The sequence below is a fragment of the Ramlibacter cellulosilyticus genome (assembly GCF_014297465.1).
Classification (GTDB): domain Bacteria; phylum Pseudomonadota; class Gammaproteobacteria; order Burkholderiales; family Burkholderiaceae_C; genus Ramlibacter; species Ramlibacter cellulosilyticus.
The window spans coordinates 93,534-109,805 of record NZ_JACORT010000005.1 but is presented as its reverse complement, the minus strand read 5'-3'; the positions used below and the strand labels follow the sequence as shown (position 1 = coordinate 109,805).

Annotated in this window: 18 protein-coding genes; 9 read left to right on the top strand and 9 right to left on the bottom strand. The window is 70.6% G+C overall.

Features of this window, described 5'->3' with window-relative positions:
- Nucleotides 1-11 precede the first annotated feature (11 nt).
- Nucleotides 12-347, bottom strand: coding sequence for a hypothetical protein (locus tag H8N03_RS13250; protein ID WP_187076666.1), 336 nt, complete (start codon nucleotides 345-347; stop codon nucleotides 12-14).
- Between the two features lie 139 nt (nucleotides 348-486).
- Here H8N03_RS13250 and H8N03_RS13245 point away from each other — a divergent pair, with 139 nt between their 5' ends.
- The gene (locus H8N03_RS13245) at nucleotides 487-714 is read left to right on the top strand and encodes a hypothetical protein (RefSeq protein ID WP_187076665.1); all 228 of its coding nucleotides are present in this window, start codon (nucleotides 487-489) and stop codon (nucleotides 712-714) included.
- Here H8N03_RS13245 and H8N03_RS13240 read toward each other — a convergent pair.
- Nucleotides 711-1,262, bottom strand: a complete 552-nt coding sequence (locus tag H8N03_RS13240) for a DUF1439 domain-containing protein (RefSeq protein ID WP_187076664.1) — start codon at nucleotides 1,260-1,262, stop codon at nucleotides 711-713. The genes H8N03_RS13245 and H8N03_RS13240 overlap by 4 nt on opposite strands.
- A gap of 3 nt (nucleotides 1,263-1,265) precedes the next feature.
- Nucleotides 1,266-1,991, bottom strand: a complete 726-nt coding sequence (locus H8N03_RS13235) for a glutathione S-transferase (RefSeq protein ID WP_187076663.1) — start codon at nucleotides 1,989-1,991, stop codon at nucleotides 1,266-1,268.
- A 58-nt stretch (nucleotides 1,992-2,049) separates the two neighbouring features.
- On the opposite strand from H8N03_RS13235, the gene H8N03_RS13230 reads away from it, so the two are divergent.
- Entirely contained in the window at nucleotides 2,050-3,594 is a 1,545-nt protein-coding gene (locus tag H8N03_RS13230; RefSeq protein ID WP_187076662.1) for an acetolactate synthase large subunit, read from the top strand.
- 276 nt (nucleotides 3,595-3,870) lie between these two features.
- Entirely contained in the window at nucleotides 3,871-4,842 is a 972-nt protein-coding gene (locus tag H8N03_RS13225) for a Bug family tripartite tricarboxylate transporter substrate binding protein (protein ID WP_187076661.1), read from the top strand.
- Nucleotides 4,843-4,845: 3 nt separating this feature from the next.
- Here H8N03_RS13225 and H8N03_RS13220 read toward each other — a convergent pair whose 3' ends face one another.
- The 5 genes from H8N03_RS13220 to hutC are packed head-to-tail and all read right to left on the bottom strand — an operon-like array spanning nucleotide 4,846 to nucleotide 9,451.
- Complete coding sequence (locus H8N03_RS13220) at nucleotides 4,846-6,195, bottom strand: formimidoylglutamate deiminase (RefSeq protein WP_187076660.1); 1,350 nt, start codon at nucleotides 6,193-6,195, stop codon at nucleotides 4,846-4,848.
- Nucleotides 6,188-6,985, bottom strand: coding sequence for an N-formylglutamate deformylase (gene hutG / locus H8N03_RS13215; RefSeq protein ID WP_187076659.1), 798 nt, complete (start codon nucleotides 6,983-6,985; stop codon nucleotides 6,188-6,190). Before hutG ends, H8N03_RS13220 begins: the two co-directional genes overlap by 8 nt.
- Nucleotides 6,982-8,193 (bottom strand): imidazolonepropionase, encoded by a 1,212-nt coding sequence (gene hutI, locus H8N03_RS13210; protein ID WP_187076658.1) that lies wholly within the window; start codon nucleotides 8,191-8,193, stop codon nucleotides 6,982-6,984. The genes hutG and hutI overlap by 4 nt, the downstream gene beginning before the upstream one ends.
- A complete protein-coding gene (locus H8N03_RS13205; RefSeq protein ID WP_187076657.1) occupies nucleotides 8,190-8,744 on the bottom strand; it encodes a HutD/Ves family protein in 555 nt (184 codons plus the stop codon). Before H8N03_RS13205 ends, hutI begins: the two co-directional genes overlap by 4 nt.
- Complete coding sequence (hutC, locus tag H8N03_RS13200) at nucleotides 8,741-9,451, bottom strand: histidine utilization transcriptional repressor HutC (RefSeq protein WP_255428203.1); 711 nt, start codon at nucleotides 9,449-9,451, stop codon at nucleotides 8,741-8,743. Before hutC ends, H8N03_RS13205 begins: the two co-directional genes overlap by 4 nt.
- A gap of 99 nt (nucleotides 9,452-9,550) precedes the next feature.
- Here hutC and hutU point away from each other — a divergent pair, with 99 nt between their 5' ends.
- The 5 genes from hutU (at nucleotide 9,551) to H8N03_RS13175 (ending at nucleotide 15,608) form a co-directional block, all read left to right on the top strand.
- A complete protein-coding gene (hutU, locus tag H8N03_RS13195; RefSeq protein WP_187076655.1) occupies nucleotides 9,551-11,254 on the top strand; it encodes a urocanate hydratase in 1,704 nt (567 codons plus the stop codon).
- Between the two features lie 156 nt (nucleotides 11,255-11,410).
- Nucleotides 11,411-12,973: a histidine ammonia-lyase gene (gene hutH, locus H8N03_RS13190; protein WP_187076654.1), complete on the top strand. Its 1,563-nt coding sequence runs from the start codon at nucleotides 11,411-11,413 to the stop codon at nucleotides 12,971-12,973.
- Between the two features lie 45 nt (nucleotides 12,974-13,018).
- Entirely contained in the window at nucleotides 13,019-13,963 is a 945-nt protein-coding gene (locus H8N03_RS13185; RefSeq protein ID WP_187076653.1) for an ABC transporter substrate-binding protein, read from the top strand.
- Nucleotides 13,960-14,733, top strand: a complete 774-nt coding sequence (locus H8N03_RS13180; protein ID WP_187076652.1) for an ABC transporter permease — start codon at nucleotides 13,960-13,962, stop codon at nucleotides 14,731-14,733. Before H8N03_RS13185 ends, H8N03_RS13180 begins: the two co-directional genes overlap by 4 nt.
- An 80-nt stretch (nucleotides 14,734-14,813) precedes the next feature.
- On the top strand, nucleotides 14,814-15,608 hold the full coding sequence (locus H8N03_RS13175) for an ABC transporter ATP-binding protein (protein WP_435531667.1): 795 nt from the start codon (nucleotides 14,814-14,816) through the stop codon (nucleotides 15,606-15,608).
- 3 nt (nucleotides 15,609-15,611) lie between these two features.
- On the opposite strand, the gene H8N03_RS13170 is transcribed toward H8N03_RS13175, so the two are convergent.
- Nucleotides 15,612-15,800 (bottom strand): hypothetical protein, encoded by a 189-nt coding sequence (locus H8N03_RS13170; protein WP_187076650.1) that lies wholly within the window; start codon nucleotides 15,798-15,800, stop codon nucleotides 15,612-15,614.
- Nucleotides 15,801-15,891: 91 nt separating this feature from the next.
- Here H8N03_RS13170 and H8N03_RS13165 point away from each other — a divergent pair, with 91 nt between their 5' ends.
- Nucleotides 15,892-16,245 (top strand): hypothetical protein, encoded by a 354-nt coding sequence (locus H8N03_RS13165; RefSeq protein ID WP_187076649.1) that lies wholly within the window; start codon nucleotides 15,892-15,894, stop codon nucleotides 16,243-16,245.
- Nucleotides 16,246-16,272 lie beyond the last annotated feature (27 nt).

The window sequence follows — 16,272 nt, the reverse complement described above, 5'->3', positions numbered from 1 at the left end:
ACCCGTGACGCTCAACCCACTTTCCGGTGGTTGCCGGCGCGGAAGGCTTCGCGCCAGCGGGCGTCCTCCGGGCCGAGCGCGGGCACGACTTCCAGCTCCGACAGCGCGTACCAGCCGGTGCGCTTGACGCCGCCGTCCACCCAGGCGCATTCCGCGCGGTCGCCGACGATCTGGTCGACGGCCATGTAGCGGCCGCCGCGCCGCGGACGCACGACGTTCAGGAGCGAGACGTGGGTGCCGCCGTCGGTGTCCCGCGCGCCTGCGCCGCGCCGGCGGCGGGACAGGGGCCGGAACCAGCGGCCCAGCCAGGCGGCCAGGCTGGGCCAGGAGCGCAGGAACATTTGCATGGATGTGTCGATGCTAGCGGCGCACGGCGCGGGTGGATGTCGCCGCACCGTCTCATCCGTGCGCAGGTCGCAACCCTTGCAACGATCCGTGATCGTCCCACGCCGGAAAGCAGCAGAAGGCTCTACATTCCGGGGCAAGATGAAGATGAATTACGCGAGCGTGGGCGGCACCGGGCCGAGCTACGAGATCGAGGCCGACCGGCACGGCAGCTACACGATCCGGCGCGAGGGCCGGGTGGTGAAGCGCGTGACCGCGGTCAGCAACTACATCGGCCGTCCGCGCTTCGGCAGCCGCAAGCTGGAACTGGCCGCGATCGAGGAGGCGAAGGCCGCCATCGACGCGCAACACACGACGCCGAGCACCTAGGAGCCTTTGGGCGCGAAGCTCACTTCCAGCCCGTCCTCCAGCACCGTCACCCGGTCCGGCTTGAAGCCCATGGTGTCGGGCAGGGCCAGTTCGCGCGGCGTGAACTGGTGCAGCACGAACTCGCCCAGGTCGCGCGTGATGCGCGGCAGCAGCGCGCGGATCGCCTGCGCTGACTCCGGTGGGGTGCCGGGCAGGCGCAGGTCCAGCACCTCGGGTTCGTAGGCGCGCAGCGTCTGGTCGCTCGCTTCGTAGCGCAGCGCGAAGACGAGGTCCAGGTCGCCCACCTGCGGCGTGCGCAGCGCGGGGCCGCTGGCTTCCACGCGCAGCGACGCGCCGATCTTGTTGCGCGCGGGCAGGAGCAGGAGGCCCGGCGCGCTCACCACGAGTTCCAGCAGGCCGCCCAGGCCGCGCTTCACGGGGAAGCGCCTGGACAGCGCCTCGTAGATCTGCGCGGCGGAGACTTTCTGGCGCGGACGCGGCGACTCGGGCGGCTCCTGCGCGAAGGCGGGCGCGCAGGCGAGGGCGGTGACCAGCAGGCGGCGGCGCATGGGTCAGCCATCCAGTTCCGGGTAGCGCCGGAAGATGCCTTGCTGGTTGAACGGAATGCGCCGCTCGCTCGCGAGGTAGTCCGCCAGCCGCTTGTGGCGCGGCACGCCCGCGTGCAGCGCGGCGACCAGGGGCGTCTTGCGCAGCACGCGCTTCGTTGCCTTCGGAAAGGCGTACAGCAGGCCGTCGACGACCTGGAACAGCGACAGGTCCGCGTACGTGAGCTTGCCGCCTACCATGCGCGGCACCGCGCGACCGGCATTGCCGTTGCGTTGCAGGACGGCCTCGCACCATCCGAGGAATTTGGGCAGGCGGTTGCGCCGGAAGTCTTCCGCGCGCCGCAAGGCTTCGGCCTTCTGGTCTTCGTAGTAGAGGCCGCTCGCGATCGGATGGTGCGTGTCGTGCGCTTCCACCACGAGGTCGGCGAGCGTCAGCTGGACCTGGTGCACCCACAGCTGGTCCGCCTCGCCCGCAGGCACGAGCTCGAGCCGCGGGCCGAGGTACAGCAGGATGGCCGCGGTCTGCGCGATCACCTTGCGGCCGTCGACGAGGAAGGGGCAGGCGAAGGGCGGGCGCTTCACGCCGGGGCCGTCGAGGTAGCCCATCATCGCCTCCATGCCGCCTTCCTCGCGCGCGACGTCGACGTAGTCCGCACCGGCCGACTCGAGCGCGAGCCGGACGAATTCGCCGCGGCCCTGGATCGTGGGCCAGTAGTGCAGTTCGTAGGCCATGCACCCACTATACGCACCCGCACGCCGTACCATTGCCGGTCGCAACAAGGAGACACGGATGAATGGCGCGCGCAGCCTGGTCGAGACGCTGGTCGCGGCGGGCGTGGACACATGCTTCGCCAATCCCGGCACGAGCGAGATGCACTTCGTCGCGGCGCTGGACCAGCACGCGGGCATCCGCTGCGTGCTGGGCCTGCAGGAGAACGTCGTCACCGGCATGGCCGACGGCTATTACCGCATCGCGGGCAAGCCGGCCTGCACGCTGCTGCATTGCGGCCCGGGCCTGGCCAACGGCCTGGCCAACCTGCACAACGCGCGGCGCGCGCGCAGCGGCATCGTCAACATCGTCGGCGACCAGGCGACGTACCACCGGCCGCACGACCCGCCGCTCACGGCCGACACGGAAGGCTTCGCACGCGGCGTCTCCGGCTGGGTGCGCGCGAGCATGCGCTCCGCGGACGTGGGGCGCGACGCTGCGGCGGCCGTGCAGGCCGCGCGGTCCTACCCGGGCCAGGTCGCCACGCTGATCCTGCCCGCGGACGCTTCCTGGGACGAGGGCGGCATCACGGCACAGCCGCTGCCCGTGCCCGCCGCGCAGCCGCTCGACCCGCATGCGGTGGAGCAGGCAGCGCGCGTGCTGCGTGCGAAGGGCGGCAAGGTGCTGCTGCTGCTCGCGGGGGCCGCGGTGCAGGCCGAAGGCCAGGCGCTCGCGTGGCGCATCGCCCAAGCCACCGGCGCGCAGGTGCTGGCGGACTTCGTCAATCCGAAAGTCGCGCGCGGCCGCGGCCGCCTGCAACTGGAGCGCGTGCCGTACAAGAGCGAGCTGGCGATGAAGGCGCTCGCGGGCTTCGAGCACATCGTGCTGGTGAACGCGAAGGCACCGGTGGGCTTCTTCGCGTACCCGGGGCTGCCGTCCATCCAGTACCCGCCGGAGGCACAGCTGCACGTGCTGTCGCGTCCCGAACAGGATGCGCTGGTCGCCCTGCGCGCGCTGGTGGAAGCCCTGCACGCGCCGGAAGCGGCGCTGCCGGATCCCGGCCCGCGCCCGCAGCCTGCCTCGGGCGAGCCCACGTCCGACAAGCTGGCGCAGACCGTCGCCGCGCTGATGCCGGAGCACGCCATCGTCTCGGACGAAAGCGTCTCCTACGGCCGCGGCTTCTACAAGAGCTCGCACGTCGCGCCGCCCCACGACTGGCTGCACCTCGCCGGCGGCGCCATCGGCGACGGCCTGCCGGTCGCCACCGGCGCCGCGATCGCCGCGGGCGGCCAGCGCCGCGTCATCGGCCTGCAGGCGGACGGCTCCGCGATGTATTCGCTGCAGTCGCTGTGGACGCAGGCGCGCGAGAAGCTGCCCGTGACCACGATCCTGCTGAACAACCGCAGCTACAACATCCTCGTCGGTGAGTACAAAGGTGTCGGTGCGACGCCGGGACCGACGGCGATGCGGATGCTGGACCTGGGGGATCCGGGGCTGTCGTTCGTGAAGCTGGCCGAAGGCATGGGGGTGGAGGCGGCACGGGCCACGACGATGGAGGAGTGCGCCGACCTGATGCGCTCCAGCTTCGGGCGGGAGGGGCCGTTCGTGATCGAGCTGATGGTTTGATGGGGGCGGGGGGGTGCTGGGGTGCGCTTCGCGCAACCCAGCCTACGAAGCCCACGAAGCCCACGAAGCCCACGAAGCCCACGAAGCCCACGAAGCCCACGAAGCCCACGAAGCCCACGAAGCCCACGAAGCCCACGAAGCCCGGGCGCCTGTAGGCTGGGTTGCGCGAAGCGCACCCCAGCATGCACCGAGGGTCTCCCCGAAGCGCGTAACCCCGGTTGACGCCTCCGCGGCCCGCTCGCTAGTCTGCCTGCCTTCCCAAGGCAAGGAGACAAGATGCGCCTGCTGTCCAAACTCGTGCCTGCGCTCGCCCTCGCATGCGCCACGATCGCGCTGCCCGCGGCGGCCCAGTCCGACTATCCCAACAAGCCGATCAAGTGGATCGTGCCCTACCCGCCTGGCGGCTCGACCGACCTGCTCGCGCGGCTGATGGGGCAGTACCTTTCCACGAAGCTGGGGCAGCAGATCCTGGTCGAGAACCGCGCCGGCGGCGGCAACAACATCGGCACCGAGTTCGCGGCGAAGTCCGCGCCGGACGGCTATACGTGGCAGCTGGTGAACCCGGCCAACGCGATCAACGCGTCGCTGTACCCCAAGCTGAACTTCAACTTCCTGGAAGACTTCGCGCCGGTGGCGGGCTTCATCCGCGTGCCCAACGTGATGACCGTGACGAAGAACTTCCCCGCGAAGAACATCCAGGAGTTCATCGAGTACGGCAAGAAGAACCCGGGCAAGATCAACATGGCGTCCTCGGGCGCGGGCACCTCGGTGCACCTCTCGGGCGAGATGTTCAAGCACATGGCCGGCGTCGACATGAAGCACGTGCCGTACAAGGGCGCGGGCCCCGCCATCACCGACCTGATCGGCGGCCAGGTGGACGTGCTGTTCGACAACATGCCTTCCATCATTTCGCACATCCGGGGCGGCTCCGTGCGCGCGCTGGGCGTCACGAGCGCGCAGCGTTCGCCGGCGCTGCCCGACGTGCCCGCCGTCGGCGAAGTGGTTCCCGGCTACGAAGCCAGCGCCTGGTTCGGCGTCGCGGTGCCCAAGGGCACGCCGCGGCCCATCATCGACCGCATCAACCGCGAAGTGAACGCCGCGCTCGCGGATCCGGCGATGAAGGCCAAGCTCGCGGAGCTGGGCGGCGTGCCCATCCCCGGGACGCCGGAAGACTTCTGGAAGATCCACCGCATGGAAACCGAGAAGTGGGCGAAGATCGTCCAGGTCTCGGGCGCGAAGGCGGAGTGATCGTCACCACAGCGCGCGCATAGCCTGCACGAAGCCCGCGGAGTCGGGCTTCGCCGCGACGTCCTTGCCGGCCACGACGACGCGCAGCATCGACGCCGCGGGCGAAGAGAAGACGAGCGCGTCGAGCAGGTGATCCGCCGGGAGGCCCGCCAGGGCCGGCGCGTGCGTGTCGACCACGCACAGGTCCGCCCGCTGGCCGACGGCGAGGCCCCCGGTGGTGACGCCGCAGGCGGCGCTTCCTCCGGCCAGCGCGCCTTCGAAGAGGACGGCCGCCGTGCTCTCCGCACGCCCGGCCCGTGCGGCCACGTTGCGTTGCCGCAGCGCCAGCCGCTGCGAATATTCGAGCAGGCGCAGCTCCTCGCTCCAGCTGCGCGTGACGTGGCTGTCGGATCCGATGGACCAGGCGCCGCGCACCGCCAGCCAGGACGGCAGGTCGAAGACGCCGTCGCCCAGGTTCGCTTCGGTGCTCGGGCACAGCACGATGGCTGCACCCATGCCTTGCACGCCCTCGAGTTCGGCGCGCGTCGATTGCGTGGCGTGCACCAGGTTCCAGCGGGCGTCGAGCTTCGCGTTCCGCAGCAGCCACTCGATGGGTCGCACGCCGTGGGCCTGCACGCAGTCGTCCACCTCCTGCTGCTGCTCGGCGACGTGGATGTGCACGGGCATGCCTGCCGCGCGCGCCGCGTCGGCGCATTCGCGCAGGGCTGCCGCGTCCACCGCGCGCAGTGAATGCAGCGCGATGCCGGCGGTGACGAGCGGCGAAGCCTGCGCGCGCACGGCCTGCGCGATGCGCAGCACCGACTCCGGCGTGGACGCGAAGCGCCGCTGGTCCTCGCGCAGGCCTGCGGCCCCGAAGCCCGAGCGCATGTAGAGCGTCGGCAACAGGGTCAGGCCGATGCCGGCGCGCTGCGCCGCGCGCACGAGCGCGAGCGACATCTCCGCGGGGTCCGCGTACGGGCGGCCATCGACCGCGTTGTGCAGGTAGTGGAACTCGCACACCTGCGTGTACCCCGCGGCAAGCAGTTCGCCATAGAGCTGGGTGGCGATGGCTTCCAGCTGCTCCGGCGAGATGCGCAGGGCCGCGGCGTACATGCGGTCGCGCCAGCTCCAGAAGTCGTCGTGCCCCGCCGCGCTGCGCTCGGTGAGGCCGGCGATGGCGCGCTGGAAGGCATGGCTGTGGCCATTCACCAGCCCCGGCAGCACGGGGCCGGCGAGCACTTCCGCGCCGTCCGGTTGCGCGCCCGCGCGCACCTCCTGCCAGGAGCCGTCGGCCCCGGCGACGAGCAGCACGTCGCGTTGCCAGCCTCCCTGCACCCACGCTTGCGGCGCGAAGAAGCGGCGTGCTTCAGGCATACAGTGCATCGCACGCGGCCATCGCCGCTTCCACCATGGAGCGCACCACCGGCGCCACGCGCGCGGCCTGCTCCGGCTCGTAGTTCCAGGGCGGGGCTTCGCGCATGTACAGGGACTGGCACATCTCGAGCTGCACCGCGTGCACGTGTTCGGCCGGCCGGCCGTACTGGCGCGTGATGTAGCCGCCCTTGAAGCGGCCGTTCAGGACGTGGGTGAAGCGCGGGTCGCGCGCCGCGGCGGCGACCACGGCCTGCGCGATGGAGGGATCCGCGGCCTTGCCATCGGCCGTGCCGATGTTCAGGTCGGGCAGGCGGCCTTCGAACAGCCACGGGATCTCGGCGCGGATGCTGTGCGCATCCCACAGCAGGACGTGCCCGTGCTGCGCGCGCAGGCGTGCGAGCTCCTCCTGCAACGCCTGGTGGTAGGGCTGCCACCAGGCGGCACGCCGGCGCAGCTTCTCTTCCGCACCCGGTGCCGAACCCTCGCGGTACAGCGCATCACCGTCGAAGAAGCGGGTGGGGCACAGCTCGGTGTTGGACGCGCCGGGGTACATGGGCGCATCGTCCGGCGGCCGGTTGAGGTCGATCACGTAGCGGGCGACGGTGGGCTGCAGGATGCTCGCGCCCAGATCGCGCGCGAAGGCGTAGAGCCGGTCGAGGCGCCAGTCGGCGTCCTCGACTTCGAGGGCGCGCGAAACGTAGCCGCCGCGCAGCTCCTGCGGGATCTCCGTCCCCATGTGCGGGATGCTCACCAGCAGCGGCGCCGTGCCGCGGTGCAAGGTGTAGGTCATCGTTCGGTTCCTTCGACGATCGTGGCGAGGCGCGGGTTGGCGCCGAGGGCGTAGGCGAGTTCGGCGGGACTGCGCGCGTCCCAGAGCACGAAGTCGGCGCGCAGGCCGGGCGCCAGCACGCCGCGGTCCGCGAGGCCCAGCGCCCGTGCGGCGTTGCGGGTGATGCCGGCGAAAGCTTCTTCCGGCGTGAGGCGGAACAGCGTGCACGCCATGTTCAGCATCAGCAGCAGCGAGGTGCAGGGCGACGTGCCCGGATTGCAGTCGGTCGAGACGGCGATGGGCACCTGGTGTTCGCGCAGCAGCGCCACCGGCGGCAGCTTCGTCTCGCGCAGGAAGTAGAAGGCGCCCGGCAGCAGCACGGCGACGGTGCCCGCGCGGGCCATGGCCTGCGCGCCTTCCTCGCCCAGCCACTCGAGGTGGTCGCAGCTCAGCGCCCCGAAGGAGGCCGCGAGCTCCGCGCCGGCGCTGTCGCTCAATTGTTCGGCGTGCAGCTTGACGGGCAGGCCGAGCGCCTGCGCGGCCTCGAACACGCGGCGCGTCTGCACGAGGGAGAAGCCGATGTTCTCGCAGAAGGCATCCACCGCATCCACCAGCCCTTGCGCGTGCAGGCGCGGGAGCATGCGGCAGACCTCCGCGATGTAGTCGTCGGCGCGGCCGCGGAACTCCGGCGGCAGCGCGTGCGCACCGAGGAAGGTCGTGCGGACCGCCACGTTCTCCCGTTCGCCCAGGCGCCGCGCGACGCGCAGGCACTTGGCCTCGTTCGCTTCGTCCAGGCCATAGCCGGACTTGATCTCGATCGTGGTCACGCCTTCGGCCAGCAGGGGGCGCAGGCGCTTGAGCGACTGGAGCAGCAGCTCCTCTTCGCTCGCCTCGCGGGTCGCCTTCACCGTGGACACGATGCCGCCACCGGCACGCGCGATCTCCTCGTAAGTGGCACCGTTCAGCCGCGCCTCGAACTCGGCGGCGCGGTCGCCGCCCCACACCAGGTGCGTGTGGCAGTCGACGAGGCCCGGCGTGAGCAGGGCGCCTTGCGCGTCGTGTTCGACCGCGCCGTGGCGCAAGGCGGCGGGCAACTCCGCGCGCGGGCCGACCCACGCGATGCGCCCGCCTTCCACCGCCAGCGCAGCGTCGTCCACGAGCCCGTAGGGAACGGTGGCATCGGGCGCCATCGTCGTGATGCGGGCGTTGCTCCACACCTCGATGTTCATGCGAAGGCCTCCATCCAGAGCGCGTCCTGGGCGGCAACGTGCGCCTGCACCGCCTCTTCCGCCACGCGCCAGGCGAGGTGGAAGGGCGGAAGGGCCAGGCGATCTTTGCCGCTGCGCAGTTCCGCGCCGGTTCCGTGCGTGTACAAGGCGAGCAGGGCGCCTGCTTCACCGCGCAGCTCCGATGCGCCCCACACGCGCTGCATGCGCGAGGCCCCCGGCCGCGCCATCAGGTTGAAGTCGCGCGTCGGCCCACCGAGCAAGCTGCAGTCGACGGCGAGCGCGCCGTCGAAGCGCAAGGGCGCGCTGTCGGCCGTGAGGCGGTGCGTGGCGTCCTCGGTGTGCAGCACCACGCCGTCGCCCTCCAGCACCGCGAACCAGCGCTCGATGCCGTCGAAGCGGGAGAAGGGGCCGGACGCCTGCACGTCCGCTACCGAGAGGCGGATGCGCCAGTCGTGCGGCTGGGGCCACGCGAGCAGCTCGCGCGTGAGGCCGCCGCCGTTGCGCCATGGCTGGGCGGGCTGCCGTTCCAGTGACACGAGTTGCCAGTTCATGCCTGGAACTGTCCGCTGAAGCTGTAGCGCGTGCCCGGATAGAGCTGGCGCGCGACGCTCGCCACGTTGGCGCCGCTGACGGTGCGCCGCACCATCGCCAGGCAGGGTTCGGAGGTGCGGATCTGCAGCGCCTTCGCTTCCTCCGCGCTCGGCAGGCAGGCCTCGATGGTGTAGCTCGCTTCCGTGAGCGGCGCGTGCTCCAGCAGGTGGTGCGTCGGCGAGATGCGGGTGAAGTCGGTCTCCAGGTAGTGCGGCGCCGCCTGCGGGTTGACGTAGCGGTCCTCGTACTGGATCGGCACCCCGTTTTCCAGGTGCACCAGCACGCTGTGGAACACGCGCGCACCCCGCTTGACCCCCAGGGACTCCGCGAGCGCGGCCTCCGCCTTCTCCTGCACCACCTTGATCACCCGCGTGCTGTGCACGTGGCCGCGCTCGGCGACTTCCTCGTGGATGTCGCGGATCACGAGCTGCGAGGAGATGCGGTGCAGCTGCGCCACGCGCGTGCCGGAACCCTGGACGCGCTTCACCAGTCCTTCCGTCGCCAGCTCGCGCAGCGCGCGGTTGGCCGTCATGCGGCTGATGGCGAAGCGCTCCATGAGCGAAGCCTCGCTGGGCACCACGTCGCCCGGCTTCCACTCGCCGCTGGCGATGTGCTGCCGGATCCAGCCCTTGACCTGTTCGTATGCCGGCCGTTCGTCCTTTGCCATGGGCCCGAGCATACCCCCGTTGACACGGCTTGTATAGACAACTACATTCCGCCTCCAGCAGCTTGTATAGACAACTCGGCCGTACTTCCGGAGCCCGCCATGTCCGACCTTTCCCAGGCCAGCTTCCTCACTGCCGGCCCCCGCGCGGTGCGCGCGCCGCAAGGCAGCCAGCGCACCTGCGCCGACTGGCAGATCGAGGCCGCCTTCCGCATGATCCAGAACAACCTGGATCCCGCCGTTGCCGAAAACCCCGATGCGCTCGTCGTCTACGGCGGCATCGGCAAGGCGGCCCGCAACTGGCCCGCCTTCGAGGCCATCCTGGCGACGCTGAAGCGCATGCAGCCCGACGAGACCCTGCTCGTCCAGTCCGGCAAGCCGGTGGGCGTGTTCCGCACGCACCCGGGCGCGCCGCGCGTGCTGATCGCCAACTCCAACCTGGTGCCGCGCTGGGCGACGTGGGAGCACTTCAACGAGCTCGACCGCAAGGGCCTGATGATGTACGGCCAGATGACGGCGGGCAGCTGGATCTACATCGGCACCCAGGGCATCGTGCAAGGGACTTACGAGACCTTCGCGGAGGCTGGCCGCCAGCATTACGGCGGCGACCTCGCCGGCCGCTGGGTGCTCACGGCGGGCCTGGGAGGCATGGGCGGCGCGCAGCCGCTGGCCGCTTCGTTCGCCGGCGCCTGCTCGCTGAACATCGAGTGCCAGCAGTCGCGCATCGACTTCCGGTTGCGCACGAAGTACCTCGACAGGCAGGCGAAGGACCTCGACGAGGCGCTGCAGCTGATCGAGCACCACACCGCCCGCAAGGAAGCCGTCTCCATCGCCTTGTGCGGCAACGCGGCCGAGATCGTGCCGGAGCTCGCCCGCCGTGCGCAGGCGGGCGGCCGCAAGCCGGACATCGTCACCGACCAGACTTCGGCCCACGACATCATCAACGGCTACCTGCCGATCGGCTGGAGCGTGGACCAGTGGCAGGCCGCGCAGAAAGACCCGGCGCAGCACGACGCCCTGAAGCAGGCCGCGGGCGAGTCCTGCGCGCAGCACGTGCGGGCCATGCTGGCCTTCCACGCCATGGGCGTGCCGACGGTGGACTACGGCAACAACCTGCGGCAGGTGGCGCAGGACTTCGGCGTCGCCGACGCCTTCGCCTATCCGGGCTTCGTGCCCGCGTACATCCGGCCGCTGTTCTGCCGCGGCGTGGGGCCGTTCCGCTGGGTGGCGCTCTCGGGCGACCCGGAAGACATCCGCAGGACGGACGCGAAGATGAAGGAGCTGTTCCCGCAGAACCGGCACCTGCACCGCTGGCTGGACATGGCGGGCGAGCGCATCGCCTTCCAGGGGCTGCCCGCGCGCATCTGCTGGATCGGCCTGGGCGAGCGCCACCTGGCGGGGCGCGCGTTCAACGAGATGGTGCGCACGGGCGAGCTGAAGGCGCCCATCGTGATCGGCCGCGACCACCTGGACAGCGGCTCGGTGGCGTCGCCGAACCGCGAGACGGAAGCGATGCGCGACGGCAGCGACGCCGTGAGCGACTGGCCGCTGCTGAATGCGCTGCTCAATACGGCGAGTGGCGCCAGCTGGGTGAGCTTCCACCATGGCGGCGGCGTCGGCATGGGGTACTCGCAGCACGCCGGCGTGGTGATGGTCTGCGACGGGACGCGGGAAGCCGACGAGAAGATCCGGCGCGTGCTGTGGAACGACCCGGCGACCGGCGTGATGCGCCATGCGGATGCGGGGTACGAGATCGCCGTGGAATGCGCGCGGGAGCAGGGGCTGGACCTGCCGATGGTGCGGTGAGGTTGACGGTGGGGTTCGCCGTCGCTCACCGTCCGGTGCTCTCGCACCGCCACCCTACAGGACGGCCGGCGTTCCGGCCATTCGTTTGCCTCTTTTGTAGGGTGGCGCGGCGAAGCCGCGGAAGGTGAGCGACAGCGAACCCCACCGACGCAGCACATGAACAACGAACTCCTCACCCCCGGCGAGCTCACGCTCGCCCAGCTCCGCCGCCTCGTCGACACCCCCGACGTGCAGGTGGCGCTGGACCCCTCGTGTCGCGCCGCGGTGCGCGCCAGCGCGGAAGCGGTGCGCCGCGCCACCGAAGGCGACGCCCCGGTGTACGGCGTCAACACCGGCTTCGGCAAGCTGGCCACGCAGCGCATCGCGCGGGAAGACCTGGCGCTGCTGCAACTGAAGCTGCTGCGCTCGCACGCGGTCGGCGTCGGCGAGCCGCTCGCGCCGCGCGTCGTGCGCCTGATCCTGCTGCTGAAGGCGACGAGCCTCGCGCGCGGCTACTCCGGCGTGCGCGAGGAGGTCATCGACGGCCTGCTCGCCATGCACAACCGCGGCGTCGTGCCCGTCGTCCCGGCGCAAGGCTCGGTCGGCGCCAGTGGCGACCTCGCGCCGCTCGCGCACCTGTGCCTGCCCCTGATCGGCGAAGGCGAAGCGTTCCTGGAAGGCGTTCGCATGCCGGGCGGCCAAGCCCTGGAGCGCGCGGGGCTGAAGCCGCTGCAGTTGGGCGCCAAGGAAGGCCTCGCCCTCATCAACGGCACCCAGGTGTCCACCGCACTCGCGCTCGACGCGCTGCTCTCGGCGGACAAGCTGTTCGAGGCGGCGGTCATCGCGGGATCCCTGACCCTCGATGCCGCACGCGGCAGCGATGCGCCCTTCGACCCCCGCATCCATGCCGTGCGTGGGCAACCGGGCCAGGTCGATTGCGCGGCCGCCTACCGGGCGCTGCTGGTCGGCAGCGCCATCCGCCATTCGCATCTCGAAGAAGACGACCGCGTGCAGGACCCGTACTGCCTGCGCTGCCAGCCGCAGGTGATGGGCGCCTGCCTCGACCAGATGCGCTACGCCACGCAGGTGCTGGTGCGCGAAGCCAATGCGGTGACCGACAACCCGCTGGTGTTCGCGGGCGACGCCGGGCAGGCGCCGACCATGGTCTCCGGCGGAAACTTCCACGCGGAGCCGGTGGCGCTCGCGGCCGATGCACTGGCGGTCGCCATCGCGGAAATCGGCGCCATCTCGGAGCGGCGCGTCGCGATGCTCGTCGACACCGTCGTCTCGCGGCTGCCGCCTTTCCTCACGCCCGAGCCGGGGCTCAACTCCGGCTTCATGATCGTGCACGTGACGGCGGCGGCACTCGCCTCCGAGAACAAGTCGCTGGCGCATCCCGCCAGCGTCGACAGCCTCCCGACCTCGGCGAACCAGGAAGACCACGTGAGCATGGCGACGTTCGCCGCGCGGCGCCTGCGCGCCATGCTCGCGAACACGGCGCACATCGTCGCGATCGAGCTGCTCGCCGCGGCGCAGGGCATCGAGTTCCTGCGGCCGCTGGCGAGCGCCCCCGGCCCCGAGGCGGTGCTGCGCCTGGTGCGCAGCGTCTCGCCCGCCATGCCGGCCGACCGCAGCCTCGCGCGCGACATCGAGGCCGTGCACCACCTCGTGGCGGCGGGCGACATCGGCCACGCCATCGAGCACCAGATCCCGGAGTTGCAGGCATTGCGCCTGGCATGAGCCGTGCATAGAGTCCCATCACCATTCCACGAACGGAGAGCATCCATGAACAAGCTGTTCCCCCTCGCCCTGCTGGCCTGCGCCGCGGTGGCCGCCCAGGCGCAGGAGACCAAGGTCGCGATCGGCATGTCCGGCTGGACGGGCTTCGCGCCGCTGACGCTCGCGAAGGATGCCGGCATCTTCAGGAAGAACGGGCTCGACGTCACCATCCGCAAGATCCCGCAGAAGGACCGCCACCTCGCCATCGCTTCGGGCGACGTGCAGTGCGCAGCGACGACGGTGGAGACCTGGATCGTGTGGAACGCCAACGGCGTCGCCACCACGCAGATCTTCCAGCTGGACAAGTCCTATGGCGCCGACGGCATGGTGGTGAAGGGCAACATCGCGAAGATCGCCGACCTGAAAGGCAAGACGGTCGCCGCCAGCGCGCCCGGCACGGCGCCTTACTTCACGCTCGCGTGGATGCTGAAGAAGAACGGCCTCACGCCGAAGGACGTGAAGGTCGTGAACCTCGAGCCGCAGGCCGCGGCCAACGCCATGATCGCGGGCACCGCGGACCTCGATGCCGCGATGACGTACGAGCCGTATCTCTCCGCCGTGCGCGCCAAGCCCGAGGCCGGCAAGATCATCGCGACGACGCTGGACTACCCGATGGTGATGGACACCTTCGGCTGCACGCCGAAGTTCCTCTCCGACAACCCCAAGGCCGCGAAGGCGCTGGCGGACAGCTACTTCGAGGCGGTGGAGATGATCCAGAAGGAACCGAAGAAGAGCTTCGAGATCATGGGCGCCGACGTGAAGCAGAGCGGCGAGCAGTTCGAGGCGAGCCAGAAGTACCTGCGCTGGCAGGACCGCGCGGCCAACCAGAAGTTCTTCTCCGGCGAGCACGCCGCCTTCAGCAAGGAAGCCGCGGACCTGCTGCTGGAGGCGGGGATCATCAAGCAGGTGCCGGACCTCGCGAAGCTGGCGGACACGCGGTTCCTGAAGTGAAGCCGCTCGTTCCCGTCTCCCCCGCCTCGCGCGTCACTCTGGGGGTCTCCTTCTTCGTGGTGTTCTTCGCCCTCTGGGCGGCGGTCACCTTCAGTGGCGCGGTGTCGAAGACCTTCCTCGCCGATCCGCTCACGATGATGCGATCGGGCTGGTCCCTGCTCACGCAGGGCTTCCTGCACGACATCGGCATGACGGTGTGGCGCGTGGTGGGCGGGTTCGTCATCGCTGCGGCCATCGCCGTCCCGCTCGGCGTCGTGATGGGTGCGTACAAGCCGGTGGAAGCCTTCTTCGAGCCTTTCGTGAGCTTCGCGCGCTACCTGCCCGCCTCGGCCTTCATCCCGCTGCTGATCCTGTGGGCCGGCATCGGCGAGGCGCAGAAGCTCGCGGTGATCTTCATCGGCTCCTTCTTCCAGCTGGTGCTGATGGTCGCCGTGAGCGTGGGCAACACGCGGCGCGACCTGGTGGAGGCGGCGTACACGCTGGGCGCCGGCGACGGCGGCATCGTCAAGCGCGTGCTGCTGCCCTCGGCCGCGCCGGAGATCGCCGAGACGCTGCGCATGGTGCTGGGCTGGGCCTGGACCTACGTGATCGTCGCGGAACTGATCGGCGCCTCCAGCGGCATCGGCCACATGATCACGGACAGCCAGGCGCTGCTGGCCACCGACCAGATCATCTTCGGCATCCTCGTGATCGGCCTCATCGGGCTGGTGACGGACTTCGCGTTCAAGGCAGCGAACAGAAAGGTCTTCCCGTGGGCGCAATTGAGATGATGATGACCCACCCCCGAAGCGCCTACGGCGCCTCCCCCTCAAGGGGGCGCCACCAGCGGCCCGGCAAAGCCGGTTCCGCGGTGGCACGCGACAACACGTCCGACGTGCTGCGGATCGAAGGTGTCGGCAAGACCTTCCCCGGCGGCACCGTCGCCCTGCAGGCCACCGACCTCGCCGTGCAGGAGAACGACTTCATCACCATCCTCGGCCCCTCCGGCTGCGGCAAGAGCACCTTGCTGCGCATGGTCGCGGGGCTGGACACGCCCACCGGCGGCAGCATCACGCTCGATGGCCGCACGGTCTCCGGGCCGGGCGCCGACCGCGGCATGGTGTTCCAGAGCTACACGCTCTTTCCCTGGCTCACGGTGCTGCAGAACGTGTGCTTCGGCCTGCGGGAGAAAGGCATCCCGCGCGCGGAGCAGGAGGCGATCGCGCGTCCCTTCCTCGCGAAGGTCGGCCTGCAGGACTTCGCGCAGCACTATCCCAAGCAGCTCTCGGGCGGCATGCAGCAACGCACGGCGCTCGCGCGGGCCCTGGCCAACGCGCCCCGCATCCTGCTGATGGACGAGCCCTTCGGCGCCCTGGACCACCAGACGCGCGAGCTGATGCAGGAACTGCTGCTGTCGATCTGGGAAGCCGAGCGCAAGACCGTGCTGTTCGTCACGCACGACATCGACGAGGCCATCTTCATGGGCAACCGCGTGGTCGTGATGAGCGCGCGGCCCGGGCGCATCAAGTGCGACCTGCCGGTGCCGCTGCCGCACCCGCGGCACTATGCGATGAAGACGACGCCCGTGTTCGCGCAGATGAAGGCGCAGCTCACCGAGGAGATCCGCATCGAGGTGCAGCGCGCGGCCGGCCTGGTGCCGGGCTGAGGCTCAGAAGCGCAGCGACGAGTCCGGCCGCTTGGGCAGGTCGCCGTAGGCTTCCTTGGCGCGCTGGATGCGGTCGATGTCCTTGAGCAGCGTTTCCAGCGCCGACTTCGACCCCTGGCCGCTGCGCCCCCGGGGCACGCGGTAATCGGGAGGCTTGACCTCCGGATCGAGGTAGGGGATGGACTGCGACATGATGCAAAGCCGGATGGTAGCCAGTCCGCGCCCGCCTTGCCAGCCGGCGTCAGGGCGGGCCAAGGTCTGTCCGCGGCTATCATCCCGCTCCATGTCCGCGTTGCGCCACGCCCGCCGCCTCGCCTGCTTCGTGCTGGCGTGGTTCGCGCTGTGGCTGGGCGCCACGCTCGCGGCGCCCCTGGTCGGCGATGCGGGCCTGCAACTCGTCTGTGCTGGGGGCTCCTTCAAGCTGGTGTCGGGCGACGACGGCGCGCCCGCGAAGCTCTCCGGCCACCTGGGGCAGTGCCCTGCCTGCGTCACCGGCGCTGCGCCGCCGCCCCCGGCCTTCGCGCTGCGGCTGCCGCCCGCGCCGGCGCACGAGGCGCCCGAAGCCATCCTGGCGCACGGCTTCGTGCGCAATGCCGCGGCGCCGCCCGCGGCCCGCGGTCCACCCCGGCTCTCCTGATCGCTTGCCTTTCCTCCCGCTGCACGC

What these genes read in the sequence shown, in the direction of transcription:
- H8N03_RS13250 (WP_187076666.1), bottom strand. Translation starts at nt 347, where the DNA reads ATGCAAATGTTCCTGCGCTCCTGGCCCAGCCTGGCCGCCTGGCTGGGC.
- H8N03_RS13245 (WP_187076665.1), top strand. Translation starts at nt 487, where the DNA reads ATGAAGATGAATTACGCGAGCGTGGGCGGCACCGGGCCGAGCTACGAG.
- H8N03_RS13240 (WP_187076664.1), bottom strand. Translation starts at nt 1,262, where the DNA reads ATGCGCCGCCGCCTGCTGGTCACCGCCCTCGCCTGCGCGCCCGCCTTC.
- H8N03_RS13235 (WP_187076663.1), bottom strand. Translation starts at nt 1,991, where the DNA reads ATGGCCTACGAACTGCACTACTGGCCCACGATCCAGGGCCGCGGCGAA.
- H8N03_RS13230 (WP_187076662.1), top strand. Translation starts at nt 2,050, where the DNA reads ATGAATGGCGCGCGCAGCCTGGTCGAGACGCTGGTCGCGGCGGGCGTG.
- H8N03_RS13225 (WP_187076661.1), top strand. Translation starts at nt 3,871, where the DNA reads ATGCGCCTGCTGTCCAAACTCGTGCCTGCGCTCGCCCTCGCATGCGCC.
- H8N03_RS13220 (WP_187076660.1), bottom strand. Translation starts at nt 6,195, where the DNA reads ATGCCTGAAGCACGCCGCTTCTTCGCGCCGCAAGCGTGGGTGCAGGGA.
- hutG (WP_187076659.1), bottom strand. Translation starts at nt 6,985, where the DNA reads ATGACCTACACCTTGCACCGCGGCACGGCGCCGCTGCTGGTGAGCATC.
- hutI (WP_187076658.1), bottom strand. Translation starts at nt 8,193, where the DNA reads ATGAACATCGAGGTGTGGAGCAACGCCCGCATCACGACGATGGCGCCC.
- H8N03_RS13205 (WP_187076657.1), bottom strand. Translation starts at nt 8,744, where the DNA reads ATGAACTGGCAACTCGTGTCACTGGAACGGCAGCCCGCCCAGCCATGG.
- hutC (WP_255428203.1), bottom strand. Translation starts at nt 9,451, where the DNA reads ATGGCAAAGGACGAACGGCCGGCATACGAACAGGTCAAGGGCTGGATC.
- hutU (WP_187076655.1), top strand. Translation starts at nt 9,551, where the DNA reads ATGTCCGACCTTTCCCAGGCCAGCTTCCTCACTGCCGGCCCCCGCGCG.
- hutH (WP_187076654.1), top strand. Translation starts at nt 11,411, where the DNA reads ATGAACAACGAACTCCTCACCCCCGGCGAGCTCACGCTCGCCCAGCTC.
- H8N03_RS13185 (WP_187076653.1), top strand. Translation starts at nt 13,019, where the DNA reads ATGAACAAGCTGTTCCCCCTCGCCCTGCTGGCCTGCGCCGCGGTGGCC.
- H8N03_RS13170 (WP_187076650.1), bottom strand. Translation starts at nt 15,800, where the DNA reads ATGTCGCAGTCCATCCCCTACCTCGATCCGGAGGTCAAGCCTCCCGAT.
- H8N03_RS13165 (WP_187076649.1), top strand. Translation starts at nt 15,892, where the DNA reads ATGTCCGCGTTGCGCCACGCCCGCCGCCTCGCCTGCTTCGTGCTGGCG.